This is a genomic window from Williamwhitmania taraxaci, from assembly GCF_900096565.1.
Classification (GTDB): Bacteria; Bacteroidota; Bacteroidia; order Bacteroidales; family Williamwhitmaniaceae; genus Williamwhitmania; species Williamwhitmania taraxaci.
Genome location: NZ_FMYP01000004.1, coordinates 71,078 through 89,115, shown reverse-complemented (window position 1 = coordinate 89,115; position 18,038 = coordinate 71,078). Strand labels below are relative to the sequence as shown.

Sequence of the window (18,038 nt, the reverse complement as noted above, 5' to 3'; positions counted from 1 at the left end):
CGGTGTTGCCATCGGCACTTAATGAAACGGATCCGCCCTGTTGTGCACGTCCTAAATTCCCAGTCCCGACCAATTTGCTGCCCTGTTGTGTCCATGCGCCACCGCTACGGGTATAAACCCAAACTGCACCCATACCTGTGTTATCACCTTTTCCACCAACAATTGCGGTGTTGCCATCGGCACTTATTGAAACAGAATGGCCTTGTTGGGTATCTCCAATATTTCCAGACCCGACCAATTTACTGCCCTGTTGTATCCAGCTACCGCCGCTACGGATATAAATCCAAGCTGCGCCAATTTCTGAATTATCAAAAAATCCTCCAACAATTGCGGTGTTGCCATCGGCACTTAACGAAACTGAAGTACCTTGCATTGCACTTCCGATATCCCCTGTTCCAACCAATTTACTACCCTGTTGTGTCCAAGTGTTACCGCTACGGGTAAAAATCCATGCCGCTCCCTTTCTTGAATTATCACAAGGCCCTCCAACCATTACGGTATTGCCATCGGCGCTTATTGAAACAGAAAAACCTTGCACAGCACTTCCAATATTCCCAGACCCGACCAATTTACTGCCCTGTTGTATCCAGCTACCGCCGCTACGGATATAAATCCATGCTGCTCCAATATGTGAATTATCAGAAAAACCTCCAACAATTGCAGTGTTGCCATCGGCACTTATTGAAACAGAATAACCTAGTTGTGCATCTGTATTTCCGGTTCCGACTAATTTATTGCCTTGTTGTGCCGTGGGCGCAATAGAGGCAATAACTGTAAAAGTGCCAATGCTGGTAGCTGTGCCTATAGTTATAGTGCCAGAGGTTGCTCCCGGCATAACCATTCCAGTTAAAGTACTACCATTGTTAGCTACCACTATAGCTGGTACGCCGCCAATGGTGAAGGTGGTAGGGTTTTGTAAATAAGCACCACTTATGGTTACCAGTGTGCCTACGGTGCCTGAGGCTGGTGTAAAGGAGGTAATGGTGGGTGGGTGGGTTTCATACGCACCAATATCGATAGTACTAGCACCAATACGTGGGTTGCCAGCAAGGTCGGTAGTTATGGCGTTTGTAGCATTGCTGCCTAAATTAATACAATTGGCGCCACCACCTGCGGTGTTGTTAAGGGTTAAATCGTCGTCGGCAGTACCCCAAATATTGTCGGTGCCTCTGCCTTCATTTATGCCATTAAAGGGCGATACCGATAAATCTTGGTTATTGCTATGTGAAGCACTACCCCAACCAACCGTTGCCAGGCCGTTTATGGCACAATTTGTAACACTCGTAACCGAGATGAGTATAATGGCATTACTGTTATTATTATTCCATATCAAGCAGTTACTAAAAACACCGCCACCATACGAAGCCAAACCTGCACAGCCAAAACTTGCAGTATTTCCAGCAACTGTACAGTTAATAAATGTCCCATTGGTTGTATAAAGTCCTCCAAATTGGTTAGCGCTATTTCCTACTAGTAAGCAATTGGTAAAAACACCTCCATTATCAGCCCATACACCACCACCAGAAGATGCATTGTTTTTGGTTATTGTGCAGTTCGTAAATACGCCCCCATTTAAAGTAAAAACACCCCCACCTTCATTAGCCGTATTTTGAGTAATACTGCATTTATTTACGTTTAGTGTGCCATTAGTTATTTTTGAATAGATTCCGCCACCACCAAAATCATTCATATAATTAGTAGAAACATTCCCAATAATGGTGCAACTATTTAACACTAAGTTCCCATTAGTCAAATCGGCATAAATACCACCTCCACTTTCGGTTGTCTTGCCATTTTTAATGGTCAAGCCATTCAAGGTAATGGTGTAAGCCGTTTGCCCTGTAATGTTAATTACCCTGCAAACATTGTTTCCACTAATAACAGGGTTTGAGCCTGTGCCATCGATGGTAAAAGATTTGGCTGTATTAATGGGCAATTCGGTTGCTAAAGCAATGGTAATATTTGGGTTAAAGGTTATGGTTCCGTTAGCCGGTACATCTAAAATAGCTTGGCGCAGCGAACCGGCGCCAGCATCGGCAGTTGAAGTAACTACAATTTGGCTCCAAGCCATTTGCGTATGTGCCATAAAGGCCATCGCAGCAATTAAAATAAAACGTTTCATAAATAGCAATCTAATTTGGCGCAAATAAAGAAATAATCTTGGAAAAAAAGCGTTTTCAGCACCTCACAAAAACTCACAAGGGTAAGCTGGACGCTGAAATTAAGGTATTCGATTATAACTGTGTTAGCACAAAACTGAAATTATCTTCGCGAGCGAGGTTCATTTTTTGGCGGATACGGCTTCGCATTACCTCAATGCTTCGAGCCGATTTTTGGGTAATCATGGCAATTTCTTTTGTGTTGAGGTTGAGTTTTAAAAAAGCACAAAGCTGTATTTCGTTTTGTGTAAGGTCGGGGTATTGAGTAATTAATGCTTTATAAAAATCAGGGTGCGATTCGTTGAAACGGAACTCGAATTCTTTCCATTCTATTGCATTCATATATCCTTTTGTCTCTACCCCTACCGATAAATATTCCTTATCAATAGAATGAATTTGCTTATATTCTTCAATTTTTGCTTTAATGGCAGCAATAGTTTCGTCTTTAGCCGATAATTGAATAGACTGATAAGCCACTTGCTCGTTTTTGTGTGCCAACTCTATCTCTAGTTGACATTTCACTAGTTTAGCACAAATTAATTCCTCCATGGCTTGAACATACTGCCGATTAAGCGCATATGTGAAGAATATAAATTCCAGCAACAAACCTACTTCATAGAAAACATAATCGTACTTGATATAAAAAAAGTCCTTAAAAAGGCTACAGAAGCCCCCAAGAATCATCATTACCGACCCCACCATGATAATGTGTACAAACCAGTTCGATCCTTTTCGGAAATACAGGTATCCTGCAAATGCAACAAAACCATTCATTATGTTGAATAATTTCGATACGGTTATGAAAATATCAACCCTATAAAAAAGAGTACTGGCTACAAGCAAATTCAAAAACAAAACAGTGATGCTATACGGAAGAAAATATTTTCGGTCAATTTGGGTTGTGTAAGTAGTGCAATGGTTTAAAAACACGTGCCGGAGAAACATAATGTAAAAGAACAAGCCTATCAATTGAAAGGAATACAAACCCAAATTCAACCTGTAATTAAAGGAGAAGAGGAGCATTTCGCTGTAGTTAAATGCAAATAACAGAAACAGCGAATTCATAAAAACATATAAAATGTAATACAGGTATATTCGTTTTTTAACAATGAAAAACAGCAGTAAATTATAGAGCAGCATCAGCCAAAAACTCCCTTGGAAAAAGCCTTGGAATAAATCAAATTTTCGCTGTTGCCCAACAAATTCGCTACTAGGTATTAATTCTAAATTTTGCACTAATAACGTGGCCATCGTTCGGTTTTGAACTTTCACCAGGTACCCTTTTCTATTGTAAGGAAGTAACAAATTTGAACCAAACAATTTCTTTTTGCATCCCTCTACAAACAGTCCGCCACAACCAACTAAAGAATCGGTAGGGTATAAATAAATCTGGATGAGTGAAAGGTTTTTATGAAAGGTTAATACGTATTCGTTTTCGCTAAAATCTTTTTTGGGTAGAACATAAAGCCAATAGGTACCTATCGCGCTAATGGATTCGTTAATGTTACTATCGCACAGTATAAACTGGTTATTGTCAGCATCGAGTATAGCCTTAATGGTTCCTGTATCCATTGTATCCGATACATCGTGGAACAAGGAAATTTGATAATTATTACTTTGCGCTTGGGGAGCAGCCAAGCAAGTAACACTTAAAAAGTTTGTTAGAATTAAAACTGCAATTGCTAAGTTAAACTTCATTGTGTTTAATTCGTTGGCTAATACATTCTATTGCAATGCAAATATATACATTTGGTCGGGTAAAAGTAACAACCCCTTCGAACAAATATAGTACCTCGGCCTAAGGGGCTAAGGCTGTGCAGGCTATGTACATCAAGCCATTATGGTTCAACGCACTGGATATCCGAAACTTATTGCCAATAGAATTTAACTTCAACATTAGGATTGTTGTAGGTTTCTAAAAGCAAAATACCGAGAGACGTTATTCCCAATAATATCATCCATCTCAAAAAAGAGTAAACAAAAGGAAACCCCATGCCGAAGCATGGGGAACCGATACTCCGAAAAGGGAGAGTATGAGGATGGCTACTCGTTGGCGATTTGCTAATTGTATACGATATATTGGTGTCGTAATAGAGCAGACATAAAATACGCCCATTGATTATTTATACCTTTTACAATAATCCTTACACAAAAAACTGGGGTTCTTTTCTTACTGAGAAGTTGAGAAACAGGTTTTCTTTAATTGGCTCCAACAACGGGTGATTTAATGTGAGCGCACCTTGAGGGCACTGTTTTACACAGGCACAGCAAAGTGTACACAATTCTCCGTTTGGTATAACTGTTTGGCTAATGGTTATGGCACTTGTGGGGCAAGCATCAATACATATTCCACACAAAATGCATAGGTCGTTATTAACTATTGGTTGGATGGTTGCTGGAAACTGCCTGCGCTCTTTGTAGGGATAGCTGCCGGGTATAAAAGGTTCGGCTGGCTTACATTCAATAGGTGCATTGGTTGTTTTTTCGATTATCATTTGCGCAAAAACCTTACACTTTTCAATATCCTGCTTATCGGGTCGGTTTTGTGCAATTGGTTTTAAACGTGTGGAGTATGAATGTTCGCCGATAAATGCAGCGCCAGCAATGACAGAGAATCCACTGCTGCTCACAATTTCTTTAAGTTCGAGAAGAGCGTCATCAAAGTGTCGATTGCCATACACCACTACAATTACTACAGGCGAATTATTGGATCGAAGCTGTTTTAGTGATTCTATGGCGGTTAGGGGTAATCGTCCGCCATACACAGGCATACCAATAATAGTGAGGCAGCTGCTGCTTGAATCGATGGCTGTTGTGATTCTATTTTTGGCGATATTGATTTCTGAAACTAGCTTTAATCCGAGGTTCTGACCAATTTCTCTTACAATTGTTTGTGTTGTGCCAGTAGGCGAATAGTATATCAGCCTTAAACTTTCCATTGTTATACGTTTGAAATTTTGCACGTTTTATTACACAGCTGCTGCTCGGAGTTTACGGAATGTCTGCGTTTCAGGTATGTATAAACCAAACTTTAGCTCTGTTTTATTTGAGTACGAAGGTATACATAATGTTGAAATGGGGTGCCGGGGGAGTAAACATTTTTACTAGCCGTATAAAGTTATTGGTTCGCAAACCAAATGCACTGGGGGGTAATGCCAACTATTTCCAACAAAAAAAGTCACAAAGAAACTTTTCAATTTCTTTGTGACTTTTTCTGTTAAAGGAATTATTCGTAATCCTAAGGCACTATCTATATTGTAAACAACAAACCTTAATGATAATTACTTTACTGTTGTGTTTTGTAATAACCCTGCCAGGGCTGATCTTCCCTAAACCTTAACCATACTTTCATAAAACCCAACGAAACCCTGGCAGGGTGTAACAATCGAAACCTAAAAACCTTAAATTTAATTCTTGTGCGATTTTATCTCTTTTTCGTACTCTTCAAATTTTGTTTTGCTTTTTTTAGCAAATTCAGAAACTTCATCCTTTACTTTTTCAAATTTATCGGATATGGTCTCAACAAAATCATCGAATTTATCGTGTAGAGCATCAATCTCATCCTCGCCCTTCCGAATAATTTTTTTTCGAGTATCAGATCCTTTGGCTGGTGCAAACAAAATACCAAGTGCCGCACCTGCCGCTACACCGGCTAAAACACCAAGTAGTATATTTCTTGATTTCATAATTAAATATTTAAATGGTTACAACAAAATGACCAAAAGCAAAATGATAATTATGATTGCGCCTACCGAAAGATACACACCATCACCCATTTCGCTGAGTTGCTTCTTAATGGAGCGAACTTCTTTACGCAGACTTTTCTTTTCCGACGATTTTAGTGTGGACTTGTCCATTGCCTTTATTTCGTCGAGCCTTAGCATTAAGGTTTTAGCCTCTGCCGATTCTACAGGTTTCAACGCAACTGCAGTAGTTGGCGTTGTTGCTGTTGCTGCAGCAGATTGGTAGGGTTGAAATGACAACAACAAGGTAGTGGTCATCAACAGAAGTGCTATTTTTTTCATGATATTGGAGTTTTACCTTGGATTAATCGAAGTACAACTGCAATGATTGCAATAACAAGAAGAATGTGAATAAGACCTCCAGCGCTGTAGCCAATAAAACCAATTGCCCAAGCAATAAGCAGAATAACTGCTATGACATAAAGTAGATTTCCCATAATTTTAAAGTTTAAATTAGTTTGAAGTTTATATATTCGAGTTAATTAAATTTTCATTTTTATTCGAGACTTAAAGCAAAGTGCCTAATTGTATTGAGACAGTATTGCATTGTCATATTGCAATATAAATGCGTAACGTTAATCTAAAAAAAATACTGTGTGGGATTTAGACAAGTCGATGGTAGATCCCACACAGTAAAAATCTATTCGTTTTTTTGCAATCTAATATTATGAATAACGTATAATTGATTATCGAATAGAATATCGTTTTGTATTCGTTACTTTAAAACCTAAATCCAATTGTAGCTTGGTACCATACATTCTTGTATCGTGGAGTGGTAGAAGTGCCATCACCGTTGTTGTTGTAAAGATCCCAACCAGCTCGTGCTCCAATAACAATAGTTTCAAAATTTAGATCAAGACCACCTAAGAAACACAAGGTGTTTTTTCGGATATTATCATTTTCAATATCATTTTCGTTGGATGATGATGTACTCCCCGAAAATTCAACTTTCTCCTTAATCAAATAGGAATATTGAGGACCAGCTAATATTGTTACCATTGGGATTGGTTTCAATGCTACTAATAAAGGAACATCAATGTAGTTTAATGTCCTAGTAAACTTGTAATCACTTCCCAGAATCTTCCCTGTTGCCTGAAATCCTTTTTGTGAGAATAACACCTCAGGTTGAACTCCTAAAAATGATCCAATTGGGATAGAAAAGAAAGCTCCTGCTACAAATCCAAACTTGGAATCAGCATCAAATTCCTCACCCTTAGTGTCGTAAACATTCGATAAGTTTGTTCCTATTTTTAATCCAAAATGTAATTCATCTTGTGCTTTAAGGGTTCCACCTATTACGGTAGCTACCACGAATAATAGAATTGTTTTTTTCATGACTTCTAGTTTTGTGTTAAATTTGAACTTATTCTTGTGAGATTATTTTTTATTATCTTTCACTAAATCACTGATTGCTTTGCCTAACTCATCCATATCGTGATTAAATTCAGTCTTGAATGAATCCCATTTATCTTTTCCTTCTTCTTTGTAATCATCCATTTTCTTTTTCATGTCGCTGTTTTTTTGCTCTAACTCAGCCAACTTTTTCTCGTATTGTGCTCTGTTTTCTTTCTTTTCTTTTGAAATTCTAGCCTTGAATTCAGCCATGCTTTTCTCACGAGCGATAAAATTCTTATCGGATTCCTTCTTAAATTCTTGGTATTCTTTATAAGAATCTTCTCGAGCCTGGTCTAAATCTATTTGGGCATCGTCGGCATCGTTTTGTGCTTCCTGCACCTTATCCTGAGCATTCTCAACTTTTTCGGCTGATGATTGACAGCTGGATAATGTAACGCCGCCTAAAAATGCTGTAACTGCTAGTGCTAAAATTGTCTTTTTCATAAGTTTGGTTGTTAGTGTTTTGTTTGTTATTAATTTAAACAAATGTATGGCTCTTGGATTATGAAAGTGTTACACAATTGTTGAAATCATTTGCATTATTCACGCATTTCAATTGAATAATTCTGAATTAGAGCACCTTAACAAATTCTTGTCAATTGACATCGAGGTCATCTTGGAGGTCTGTTATGATTATCGGTGCCGGTTGCCCCCGCTACGGCCGTTTCGTTGCCAATGACCTTGCTGCCATTGATGCCCGCGTGGTGTAGCCCTCCAGTATCCTTGAGTGTAAGTGTGGTTGTAGCGTGGCCTATCCCAATAACCATTACGCTGCACGTATCTGCCAGTTCGATTATTCCAAACCCAGTTGCCGTCTATCCAGATATACTGATCATTCGGTCGGATTGGTCTAACGTATACTGTTTCTGATGGTACCGTCTCAACATATGCTGGTGCACAGGAGGACGTTAGTAACCCAATTACGCCTAAGGAAGCAATCGCTATCATTTTGTTTAGGTGCTTTCCAAACTTGTATTGAGAATAAAGTCGGGAAACTAGAGATCCAGGATTTGGCTGCAGCTCGACGTTGTATACTTCGTGTGAAATTTTCATGATTTTCATTATGAGTGCATCATTTAATATTGCAAATATGAGGCACTTCATTTATGAAAGCATTACACAAATAATTAAAATCCTTACATCATTCACGTATAGCAAACAAATGAACTGATGTAAAAAGTGAGTTATATGATACTATTGGTATTGAACAGCTCTGGGTTTTTCGATTTCAAAATCTCTAAGGCCAAAATCCGATGTTCTAAACGAGTTAGCTTTAAAAACATCGGGACCTATCCCTGGAATTATTGGGTAGAATGAGAAAGATAACTGAAAGGTGCTAAATACAAGGTTTTCATTTTTAATTAGAACGCCTAGTCCTATGCGAGAATATACTTTACTTCTCCTAAATCCGTTTTTGGTATCGCTTATCATTCCCATTGAATAGGATAGATATGGTCCAAAACGGAATCCGAAAAAATTCCATGGAGCATACGCCTGCGTTTGGAGTGTCATAACGAGCTTCCCTGGACCGGATAATGCAGAACTATTAAAACCATCAAGTCCATAACCATCTTTGAGCGTTAAGCTATCGTTAGAGAACCGATTAGTGCCAATTGTTACTTCTGGTTTTGCAAATTGTCTGAATTTCCACTTGCCAACTTCCATAATTTTTGAGAAGTAGGTTATACTGGTCGAGATTACTCCCTGTTCTGCCTTTGATGCTCGGTAAAATGTTCCGTACTCAAGGTTAGTGCTGAGGTGGCCAAAGGTGTAATAATTTCCAAACGAAATGCGAGCACCAAAGTAAAATCGATTTAAGCTATCTTTTTCCTGATAACCAGCTGTTAGGCTATAAACATTTCCAACCGGGACGTCTTCTGTTACCCCATGCTTAAAAACATAATGGTCTTGAATGTATTTTCGTGTGGAAATACCCATGCTCGCGAGGTATAGATTCTCATCGGAATAGGTATGGTCCAAATCCAAGGTCTCTATTGGTTTTTCAATGTATCGAATTCGTAAGAAACGTATTGTCGAAATAAAATTTGTTGCTCGATCGCTCTCCGAGATACCCTCAAATAACTGGATTGCACTACCTCCCCAGTAATCTTGTGTGTTGTATTTAAGCCTCTGTAAGATGTATAGCGAGTTACTGGTATATATTGAATCGCTGCTGAATTGATGCGCAAAATAAACACCCGCAGCCCACTTTGCCATGGGTGAAAAAAACGGACGGTCGAAGGATAAACTTCTAGAATTATTTGCGCTACCGTTAGTTTCGTACCGTAACGTAGTATTAATATATGTATTCTTAATGTTTGGGATATAATAGTTGGTCTTGAAAGAATTATTGGGTCCAGTATATCTTTGAGTATATGCATTCTGAAATTCGTGACCTGTTCCTAAAAAATTCTTATCGGTAAGGTTTAGCGTTGCGCTTGAAGCGGAAATTGAACCGTCAGGAATAATGCTCCATATGTCTGAAACACGAATATATAGGTCAACTGAATCGGATTTGCTACTGACTAGTTTAGCATTAATCGAGACCTCGTGTATATAGCTTTGCTTCCGAATTAAACGCTCCGATTCTCGAACCAGAAAAGAGTTGAAAGAATCGTTTTTATTTATCAGTAGAAGATTAAGGACAGTTATCCGCCTCGTTTTTACATGCGCTTTATTTGCAATTTTGTAAGCAATAAATTGTGGCGCATCTGAAGTATCGCCAATTGAAAAACCGAATGGATCCAACGTAACAATATTTATCCTCCGAATGATTTTTCCTTCAAATGCGCTATATGATTTTGGTCGCTTCTTGACAATATCACTATTCCTTTTAGTAGTTTTTTTAGTAGGTAATGGCTTAAAAACTAGTCGATATATGAGTTTGGTAAACTTGCTCCGTTTCGAATAGTTTTGAATCTCCTTATAAATTTTAGTTGAATCTGTTTTTATAGGCACTTGTGCAACGACATATTCACTACTCAAGAGTAAAGTAAGAATAAGTATGAGTAGAATCTTGAACCACATTCTCAGTTACTTTGTTTGGACAATGTCTTTTTGCCATTTTAGCTGTCAGTGTCTTTTTGAGCACTAAAATTATAGCGGCCATTTTAATTCCACATATTTGAGATTTTTGTTTGGGTTGCTGTTATTCTTTGGCTTTTTGTTCTGCTTCCTCTTCCTTCTTTTGCTCGGCTGCGTCCTCTTTCTTTTGCTCGGCTGCCTTTGCTTTCTTCTTAAAATAACCTCTTAGAAAGAAATTACTCTTTGCTGCATTCATATTCTCATCCAACCCTTTGCTGCTTTTCTTTAAATTTACAATGGTTTTATTGATGTTGTCGGCCATTGTTGAATCTTGGATTAATTTTCCTAGTATACCACTTCCACTATTTACCTTAATCATGATTTCGGCCAGTTGATCGGAGATTACTTCGGCATTCTCGGCGGTAACTTTTAGGCTCAACATGATCGCATCCGTTTCAGTTGGTTCTACAGAGGAAATAAGTTGTTTGTCTTTCACTACCAATGCATCAGGACTCCCTTGCGATATAACTATTAGGCGGTCGCCAATGATCCCAGAGGAACCAATACCTGCTTTACTATCAGTTTTAATGAATTGCTGAATATCTTTTCGAATGTTCATGGCAACCATTACAGTAGAATCGTTGATTATTAAGATGTTATTTACGGTTCCTACGTTTATTCCTGAGAAGCGTACATTGCTTCCTACTTCCAACCCACTTACATTGTTGAAGGTTGTTGTTAGGGCAAATACAGGATTAAATAGGTTTTTCTGCCTTCCTATCAGAAAGATTGCTATTACAAAAAGCACCAATCCGCCAGCAACAAACAGACCTAATCTTACTTTGAATTTTGGTGTGTTCTTATCCATGATTTTGTTGTTTTAATTTTAAACCCATAAATGTTACTTGAAGAATGATATGATCAACGGATCTGTTGATTTTTCAAACTTATCTAAACTTCCTTCCATGTAAACTGCACCATCCAGCAGCATAATAATACGGTCGGCTGTTGCACGCACACAAGCAATATCGTGCGTAATAATGATGGAAGAGGTTTTGTATCTCTTTTGCACCTCATTGATAAGTGCACTTATTTCGTCGGAAGTTACAGGGTCGAGGCCAGTGGTAGGTTCGTCGTATAGTAGTATTGCTGGGTCTACCACAATGGTTCGGGCAAGGCTAATTCGCTTGCGCATCCCACCCGATAGTTGCGACGGCATTTTATCAATAGCTTCTGATAATCCAACGTTCTCCAATGCTTCCGCTGTTTTGTGCTCGATCTCTTCCTGAGAAATCCCCTTTTTTATTCTTCGTAAAGGGAATTCCAAATTTTGTCTTACCGTCATAGAGTCGTAAAGTGCGCCACTTTGAAAAAGAAAACCAATCTTCTTTCTTAGTTCGCCTAACCCATTGCTGTTTAATAAGCAGACATCTTCTCCCAGAACATTGATTGTTCCCTCCTCTGGTTGCAGAAGGCCAGCAATTAACTTAATGAGGACGGATTTTCCGGAACCTGATTTTCCCAATACAACAAGGTTCTCTCCCTCCATGAGCTTTAATGAAACATCTTTAAGCACCTCTTGGGAGCCAAAACCTTTCCGCAAGTTATTTATCTCAATAACCGGCTGTCTGGATTTTCGGGTTACCGAACCAATTGTTTCTGTTTGGGGCGTGTTCATTATCTTTTACTAGTATTAATTATCGGTATTTGGTGCTACCTTCTGAATCAATGCTTTTAAGCAAAGATACCATTAGTTACAACTAGATTATATTAAATCAGTGATTTGAACCGCAATTAAGTCTATAATAATCACTAACAATGAGGCTAGCACTACCGATGAATTTGCGGCAATACCCACGCTCTCGGTTCCTCGTCCTGCCGTATATCCTTTGTAGCAACCCACTAACCCAATTACTGCTCCAAAAAAGAACGATTTAACAATTGCAGGTATAAGATCTACAAAGCCAACATGGCTAAATGCCTGTGAGAAAAACAGCGAAAAGGTGACATCGCCCTTGATGTTTGCGCCTATCCAACTTCCTAGTATTCCTACCGAATCGGCATAGAGCACAAGTATAGGAATCATAAGGGTTGCAGCCAATACACGCGTAACAACCAAAAAACGCATCGGATTGGTGGCGGATACCTCCATGGCATCAATTTGCTCTGTAACGCGCATTGAGCCTAACTCTGCACCTATTCCCGAACCAATTTTTCCTGCACATATCAAAGCAGTAATAACTGGTCCCATTTCTCTGATAAGCGATATGGTAACCATTCCGGGAAGCATGGAGACTGCACCAAAATTCACAAGAGCTGGCCGTGATTGAATTGTAAGCACTAATCCAATAATGACACCAGTTACGGAAATAAGGGGTAGCGACTTGTACCCAATTTGATAGCACTGGCGCAGGAACTCCTTGAATTCAAAATCCACTGAGAACGTCTCCTTTACAACTCTGGTTGTAAACAAGAGTGCATCGGCCATATTAGTAAAAAAGGTGTTTGCTTCAACAGTCGTTTTTAGTGTTCTCTCACTAATCTTAGTGGAGTGTTTGACTGCGATGTTTTTAACCCTAGTAATTGGTTGCTTTAATTTATTTGGTATTGATTTCATGCGCAGAAAATTTGATTTAGTTGACTGTAGGTCAATTCCCAGATTTCAATCTAGATCCTTTGAGTTTCGCAATTTGGTCCACTCTATATCTTTTCTATAAAGAATTTTCTATCCTAAAAAAAAGTCATAGCTCATCGCTCATCGAATATCGATAACCGATGACAGTAATTATGAGATCGTATTTACAGTGCTTCAATGATTTTGTCCATTTGCTCTTTACTCATTCCCAAAATAACCTGTAACTTTCCACGCATAGCCTCATTTTTTCCTTCGTCAAACATCAAGTCGTTATTTGTAAGAACCGCAATCCTTTGTTTTAGTTTGCCTTTCTGCTCGTTCCAGTTCCCATTTAATTCTGTTGTATTTTTCATTATTGTAGATATTTATTTTTCAGTAAAAGTAGGAACTAATATAAATCACAGTGTTACATAATTCTATAAATATATTGCATAATTCACTCATGATGGTGTTTTTTCCTAAATCTGGATTTCAAGATTAATTTTCTGGCAAAAAGGGTAGGAATGATATACTTTTATTTTTCCCCATTGGAAAAGGAAACTAAAGATCAATCTTTAACCGCAAAAACGAGAATCTACAAGGATTATTTATCTAAAAAAGAGTCGATTACATTCGATCCATATACCAGTTTAACTCTTTTTCCATTTTTTTGAAACGGAATATAGATGAAATAATTTTTTGCAATCGAACGAACGCCGTTTCGCTCTTTACCACATAATCAAATGCACGATGATGCATGCAACTTATTGCCACTTCAATTTTATCCTGAGATGATAGCATCACAACCGGAATATCGGGATTGGCCGCTTTAATTTTGTCGAGGGTATCCAATCCGTTCATCGCAACCTTATCAATACCATCGAGATAATAATCTAAAATAATAACATCTGGATTGTGCGATAAATTCTCCAGACAAAGTTCACCCGTTGCATATGTTTCAACGATAAAATCAGCGCTTCGAAGGAATTCGATTTCCAATAACTTTAAGAACAATGCATCATCGTCTACAAGGAACAGCTTGATTTGTTTTTCGTTTTTCATCGCTAAAAAATTAAAATCATTATTGAATACCCCGCAAATCGGGATTCGCACATTTCGATATCTATATGTAAAATAATCAACCTGTATTGTTTCCTCTCCAAGAGTCAAAATATTCGTTGCATTCTGTCCTCCTGAATGAGTAATTTATCATGAGTTCGCATTTTTAATCAGATTATACTCCTCTCCCAACTCATTGCAGGCTTGTAAACAAACGCTTTCAATCTGCAAAACAAGACTAGGTATTCCCTCAGTCTGCTGCTGAGTGCTTGCAAATTCTTGAACCTTTTTTGCCATGTTCTCATAATCAGCACTAATACCCATTATCGAAAATGAAGGAATCATTTTATGCACGGCCGAGTATAAGGTTTTCCAATCTTTATCCTGTAAGCCTTTTCTCATTGCCGTGATTAAAGGTGGTGTCTGTTCCAGATATAGTGAAATCATTTCCATCATCAACGCTGGATTGGCTTTTGTGCGGCGTGATAAATAATCCAAATCGATGCATCTTTCCCTTTTTTCGGGAATATATTCAGTCTCTTGAGGTGCCGTTGCGACAAGATTCTTTTTAACTATGCTAACTATTTTACTGTATAACAATCGTTCGTCGACGGGTTTTGCGATATAATCGTTCATTCCCACAGCCTTGCACTTGGCTAGGTCCACGGTTGTAACATCAGCTGTAAGGGCGATGATCGGAATGTTAGAATGCATGGTTTTGCGAATGTAATCGGTGGCTTCGAACCCGTTCATCTCGGGCATATGAAGATCCATTAAAATAATATCATATGTTTTAGATTGTAGCATTTCGATAGCGATTTTACCATTGCTGGCAATATCTCGTTCAAAACCAAATTCATCGAGCAATGTTTTCATAAGCAGCTGGTTTAGGGCAATGTCTTCGACCACCAGCACCTTTATGTTTTTAGTTTCTAAGTCAAATTCTTCCATCTCCGTATCTGAAGTTACTTGAGACTTTGTTTTAAGAAAAGTCAACGTAACGCTAAAAGTTGAACCCTCATTAACTTTACTTTTCACACGAATAGTCCCTCCCTGAGGCTCAACTAATTGTTTCACAATGGCAAGACCCAAACCCGTTCCCCCATATAACCTTGAGGTTCCACTGGATGCCTGTTGAAAGTTTTCAAAAATATTGGTGATGTTTTCTGCTGGTATTCCAATTCCTGTATCCGTAATGGCAAATTCAATGGTCACCTTATCTTCCTCTTCATTTAGCACGTGCACAATTACGGTAATCTTGCCCCTTGTGGTAAACTTTACTGCATTGCTTACTAAATTTAGAATTACTTGGTGCAGTCGAACAGGGTCACCCACCACCACCGTTGGGATTCGGCTATCATAATCTAGCACCAACACTAAATTCTTTTCTTGTATTTTTGTTTTAAACAAATGGAGCATGGCCGAAATAGATGTGGCCATTTTAAATGGAACTTGCTCAAAGGTCATCTTACCAGCATCTACTTTTGCCAAATCGAGTATATCGTTAATGAGCACGATTAGGGCATCACCGCTCACTTTTATGGCAGTTAAATACTCCTTCTGCTTTTCAGTCAATTCTGTTTTCAACACAACTTTGGTAAACCCGATAATCGCATTCATTGGAGTGCGAATTTCATGGCTCATATTCGATAGGAACCGTTGCTTTGCTTTTACGGCATCGGTTGCTATTTGAGTGGCATTCTCGGCCTTGATTTTTGCTTCTTCCGCTATCCCGGTAGCCAACTCAGCAAAAACAATTGCCTCAGTCAATTCGGTAGCAATTCTCTTTTGGTCGGTAACATCCCTGGCTACAATAACTACGCCGAGCACGTTCCCCCCGTCGTCCTTGTATACCGATCCGTTGAACAGCACGTCGGTGAGCTTACCATCCTTGTGGCGCAGCGTGAGGGGATAGTCGGCAACCGATCCCTTTGCGAACACTTCTTGGTATACCTCACGTGCCTTTTGAGGTTCGGTGAAGTAATCGAGGAAGTCGGTTCCGGTGAGTTTTTCGCGGCTTATCCCTGTAACATTTGCCAGAGCCTCATTCATATCGGTAATCTTGCCCTCAGTGCTAATAGTAACAAGTGGATCAAGGCTTGCCTCAATTAAACTAAGCGAATACTGTGAAGCTAATTTTGCAGAATAACTTAATGCTTCAAGTTCTTTGTTCGCAATTTCCTGTTTTTCCTTCTCTTTGTTTTGCAGATCAAGTTCTTGATCTGCAATAACTAATTCGGCAGCTCGCTTTTCCTTCTCTTTGCTCTGGAACGCAAGTTCCTTATTGGCAATAACCAATTCGGCGGCACGCTTTTCTTTCTCATCGTTCTGGAAAGCAAGCTCTTTGTTGGCAATTACCAACTCGGCAGCGCGCTTTTCTTTTACTTTATTCTGAAAAGCCAGCTCCTTGTTGGCGATAACCAACTCGGCGGCACGCTTTTCTTTCTCATCATTCTGGAACGCAAGTTCCTTGTTGGCAATAACCAACTCGGCGGCACGCTTTTCCTTTACTTTATTCTGAAAAGCCAGTTCCTTGTTGGCAATTACTAACTCGGCGGCACGCTTTTCTTTCTCATCGTTCTGGAACGCAAGTTCCTTGTTGGCAATTACCAACTCGGCGGCACGCTTTTCTTTCACTTTATTCTGGAATGCAAGCTCATTGTTGGCGATAACCAGCTCGGCAGCACGCTTTTCTTTCTCATTGTTCTGGAACGCAAGTTCCTTGTTGGCGATAACCAACTCGGCGGCACGCTTTTCTTTTTCATCGTTCTGGAACGCAAGTTCCTTGTTGGCGATAACCAACTCGGCGGCACGCTTTTCTTTCTCATCGTTCTGGAAAGCAAGTTCCTTGTTGGCAATAACCAACTCGGCAGCACGCTTTTCTTTCTCATCGTTCTGGAAAGCAAGTTCCTTGTTGACAATGACTAACTCGGCGGCACGCTTTTCCTTTACTTTATTCTGAAAAGCCAGTTCTTTGTTGGCATCGCGTAAATCTTTTGCCCATTTTTGCTCGGCAATATCTCGTACCACGACAACGGCACCAAGTACAATTCCCCTATCATCTTTATAAACCGATCCATTGAACAGCACTTCAGTAAGTTTTCCGTTTTCAGGGCGAAGGGTAAGCGGATAATGTGTTACCGAACCTTTTGCAAACACCTCTTTATAAACCTCTTGAGCCTTTTTGGTTTCGGTAAAATAATAGAAGAAGTCATTACCTATAAAGTTTTCTCGAGGCATCTCTGTCATGTTCGCCATTGCCGCATTCACATCGGTGACTTTACCATCGGTATTGATGATAACCAACGGATCTAAACTGGCTTCTATAAGACTTCTTGCGTTCATTTTATACGATTAAACTATATAGAATCTCCAATTTCCTCAATTGGTCTCCGCCGTTGGTTCTTCATTTGTTTAAAATGAGAAGGCGTTAGTCCAGTGATCTTCTTGAACTGGTTGGATAAATGCGCTACGCTGCTGTAGTTGAGTTTATAGGATATCTCTGTGAGATTTAACTCGTCATACAGGATCAACTCTTTAACCCTTTCCACTTTATGAATAATGACAAATTGCTGAATGGTAATACCCTTAACCTCAGAAAATATATTGGAAAGATGGGTGTAATCGTAGCCTAACTTTTCGCTTAAAAAATCAGAGAAATTTACTTTAATCATTTCATCGGAATGGTAAATCATGCCAATGATTACATTTTTAATCTTTTCGATCAACACAGCTCTCTTGTCGTCCATTAATTCCAGACCGGAATTTAGCAAGGCTTCTTTCAGCATATCATGCTGCTTGGGAGTGAGGTCTTCCATGACATCAACTTCGCCAAGATCGACCACTACATAATGCAATCCTAACTCCTTAAGCACTTCTTTCACCGCCATTATACAACGGTTACTGACCATGTATTTTATGTATAATTTCACGAGAATAGGATTAAGTTAATTCACTCTTCTTCATCCTATTGGTGTAACGGCACCAAATAATGAAAGTTTATTTATCGATAATTTTATACTATGCCCGTAGGTTGCACCTCAT

Annotated in this window: 17 protein-coding genes; all 17 read right to left on the bottom strand. The window is 39.0% G+C overall.

The genetic code is table 11. The features are described 5' to 3' along the window. The coding region (locus BLS65_RS18155) for a beta strand repeat-containing protein (protein WP_212590485.1) at positions 1 to 2,122 on the bottom strand (2,122 nt) is incomplete at its 3' end. A 112-nt stretch (positions 2,123 to 2,234) separates the two neighbouring features. Further along, complete coding sequence (locus BLS65_RS02075) at positions 2,235 to 3,410, bottom strand: 7TM diverse intracellular signaling domain-containing protein (protein ID WP_262507977.1); 1,176 nt, start codon at positions 3,408 to 3,410, stop codon at positions 2,235 to 2,237. An 893-nt stretch (positions 3,411 to 4,303) separates the two neighbouring features. Continuing rightward, positions 4,304 to 5,098: an EFR1 family ferrodoxin gene (locus BLS65_RS02070; RefSeq protein ID WP_092435081.1), complete on the bottom strand. Its 795-nt coding sequence runs from the start codon at positions 5,096 to 5,098 to the stop codon at positions 4,304 to 4,306. 468 nt (positions 5,099 to 5,566) lie between these two features. Then, on the bottom strand, positions 5,567 to 5,845 hold the full coding sequence (locus BLS65_RS02065; RefSeq protein ID WP_092435078.1) for a YtxH domain-containing protein: 279 nt from the start codon (positions 5,843 to 5,845) through the stop codon (positions 5,567 to 5,569). 18 nt (positions 5,846 to 5,863) lie between these two features. After that, positions 5,864 to 6,184 (bottom strand): hypothetical protein, encoded by a 321-nt coding sequence (locus tag BLS65_RS02060; RefSeq protein WP_212590484.1) that lies wholly within the window; start codon positions 6,182 to 6,184, stop codon positions 5,864 to 5,866. Next, on the bottom strand, positions 6,181 to 6,339 hold the full coding sequence (locus tag BLS65_RS17895; protein WP_125869734.1) for a lmo0937 family membrane protein: 159 nt from the start codon (positions 6,337 to 6,339) through the stop codon (positions 6,181 to 6,183). Before BLS65_RS17895 ends, BLS65_RS02060 begins: the two co-directional genes overlap by 4 nt. Before the next feature lie 283 nt (positions 6,340 to 6,622). After that, on the bottom strand, positions 6,623 to 7,237 hold the full coding sequence (locus tag BLS65_RS02055; RefSeq protein WP_092435075.1) for a porin family protein: 615 nt from the start codon (positions 7,235 to 7,237) through the stop codon (positions 6,623 to 6,625). Between the two features lie 42 nt (positions 7,238 to 7,279). Further along, positions 7,280 to 7,741: a sll1863 family stress response protein gene (locus tag BLS65_RS02050; RefSeq protein ID WP_092435072.1), complete on the bottom strand. Its 462-nt coding sequence runs from the start codon at positions 7,739 to 7,741 to the stop codon at positions 7,280 to 7,282. Between the two features lie 189 nt (positions 7,742 to 7,930). Next, positions 7,931 to 8,359, bottom strand: coding sequence for a YXWGXW repeat-containing protein (locus BLS65_RS02045; RefSeq protein WP_212590483.1), 429 nt, complete (start codon positions 8,357 to 8,359; stop codon positions 7,931 to 7,933). A gap of 132 nt (positions 8,360 to 8,491) precedes the next feature. Continuing rightward, positions 8,492 to 10,324, bottom strand: a complete 1,833-nt coding sequence (locus tag BLS65_RS02040) for a BamA/TamA family outer membrane protein (protein WP_092435066.1) — start codon at positions 10,322 to 10,324, stop codon at positions 8,492 to 8,494. A gap of 121 nt (positions 10,325 to 10,445) precedes the next feature. Beyond that, positions 10,446 to 11,189 carry an MlaD family protein gene (locus tag BLS65_RS02035; RefSeq protein ID WP_092435063.1) on the bottom strand — a complete coding sequence of 248 codons (744 nt, stop codon included), beginning with the start codon at positions 11,187 to 11,189 and terminating at the stop codon, positions 10,446 to 10,448. A gap of 33 nt (positions 11,190 to 11,222) precedes the next feature. Then, on the bottom strand, positions 11,223 to 11,999 hold the full coding sequence (locus tag BLS65_RS02030; protein ID WP_092435060.1) for an ABC transporter ATP-binding protein: 777 nt from the start codon (positions 11,997 to 11,999) through the stop codon (positions 11,223 to 11,225). Positions 12,000 to 12,086: 87 nt separating this feature from the next. Further along, a complete protein-coding gene (locus BLS65_RS02025; protein ID WP_212590482.1) occupies positions 12,087 to 12,938 on the bottom strand; it encodes an MlaE family ABC transporter permease in 852 nt (283 codons plus the stop codon). A 182-nt stretch (positions 12,939 to 13,120) separates the two neighbouring features. Next, on the bottom strand, positions 13,121 to 13,309 hold the full coding sequence (locus tag BLS65_RS02020) for a CsbD family protein (protein ID WP_092435057.1): 189 nt from the start codon (positions 13,307 to 13,309) through the stop codon (positions 13,121 to 13,123). 253 nt (positions 13,310 to 13,562) lie between these two features. Then, positions 13,563 to 13,997 carry a response regulator gene (locus BLS65_RS02015; protein ID WP_092435054.1) on the bottom strand — a complete coding sequence of 145 codons (435 nt, stop codon included), beginning with the start codon at positions 13,995 to 13,997 and terminating at the stop codon, positions 13,563 to 13,565. A gap of 147 nt (positions 13,998 to 14,144) precedes the next feature. Then, a complete protein-coding gene (locus tag BLS65_RS02010; RefSeq protein WP_092435051.1) occupies positions 14,145 to 17,339 on the bottom strand; it encodes an ATP-binding protein in 3,195 nt (1,064 codons plus the stop codon). Between the two features lie 14 nt (positions 17,340 to 17,353). Continuing rightward, positions 17,354 to 17,884: a helix-turn-helix domain-containing protein gene (locus BLS65_RS02005; RefSeq protein ID WP_244500651.1), complete on the bottom strand. Its 531-nt coding sequence runs from the start codon at positions 17,882 to 17,884 to the stop codon at positions 17,354 to 17,356. Positions 17,885 to 18,038: the final 154 nt, after the last annotated feature.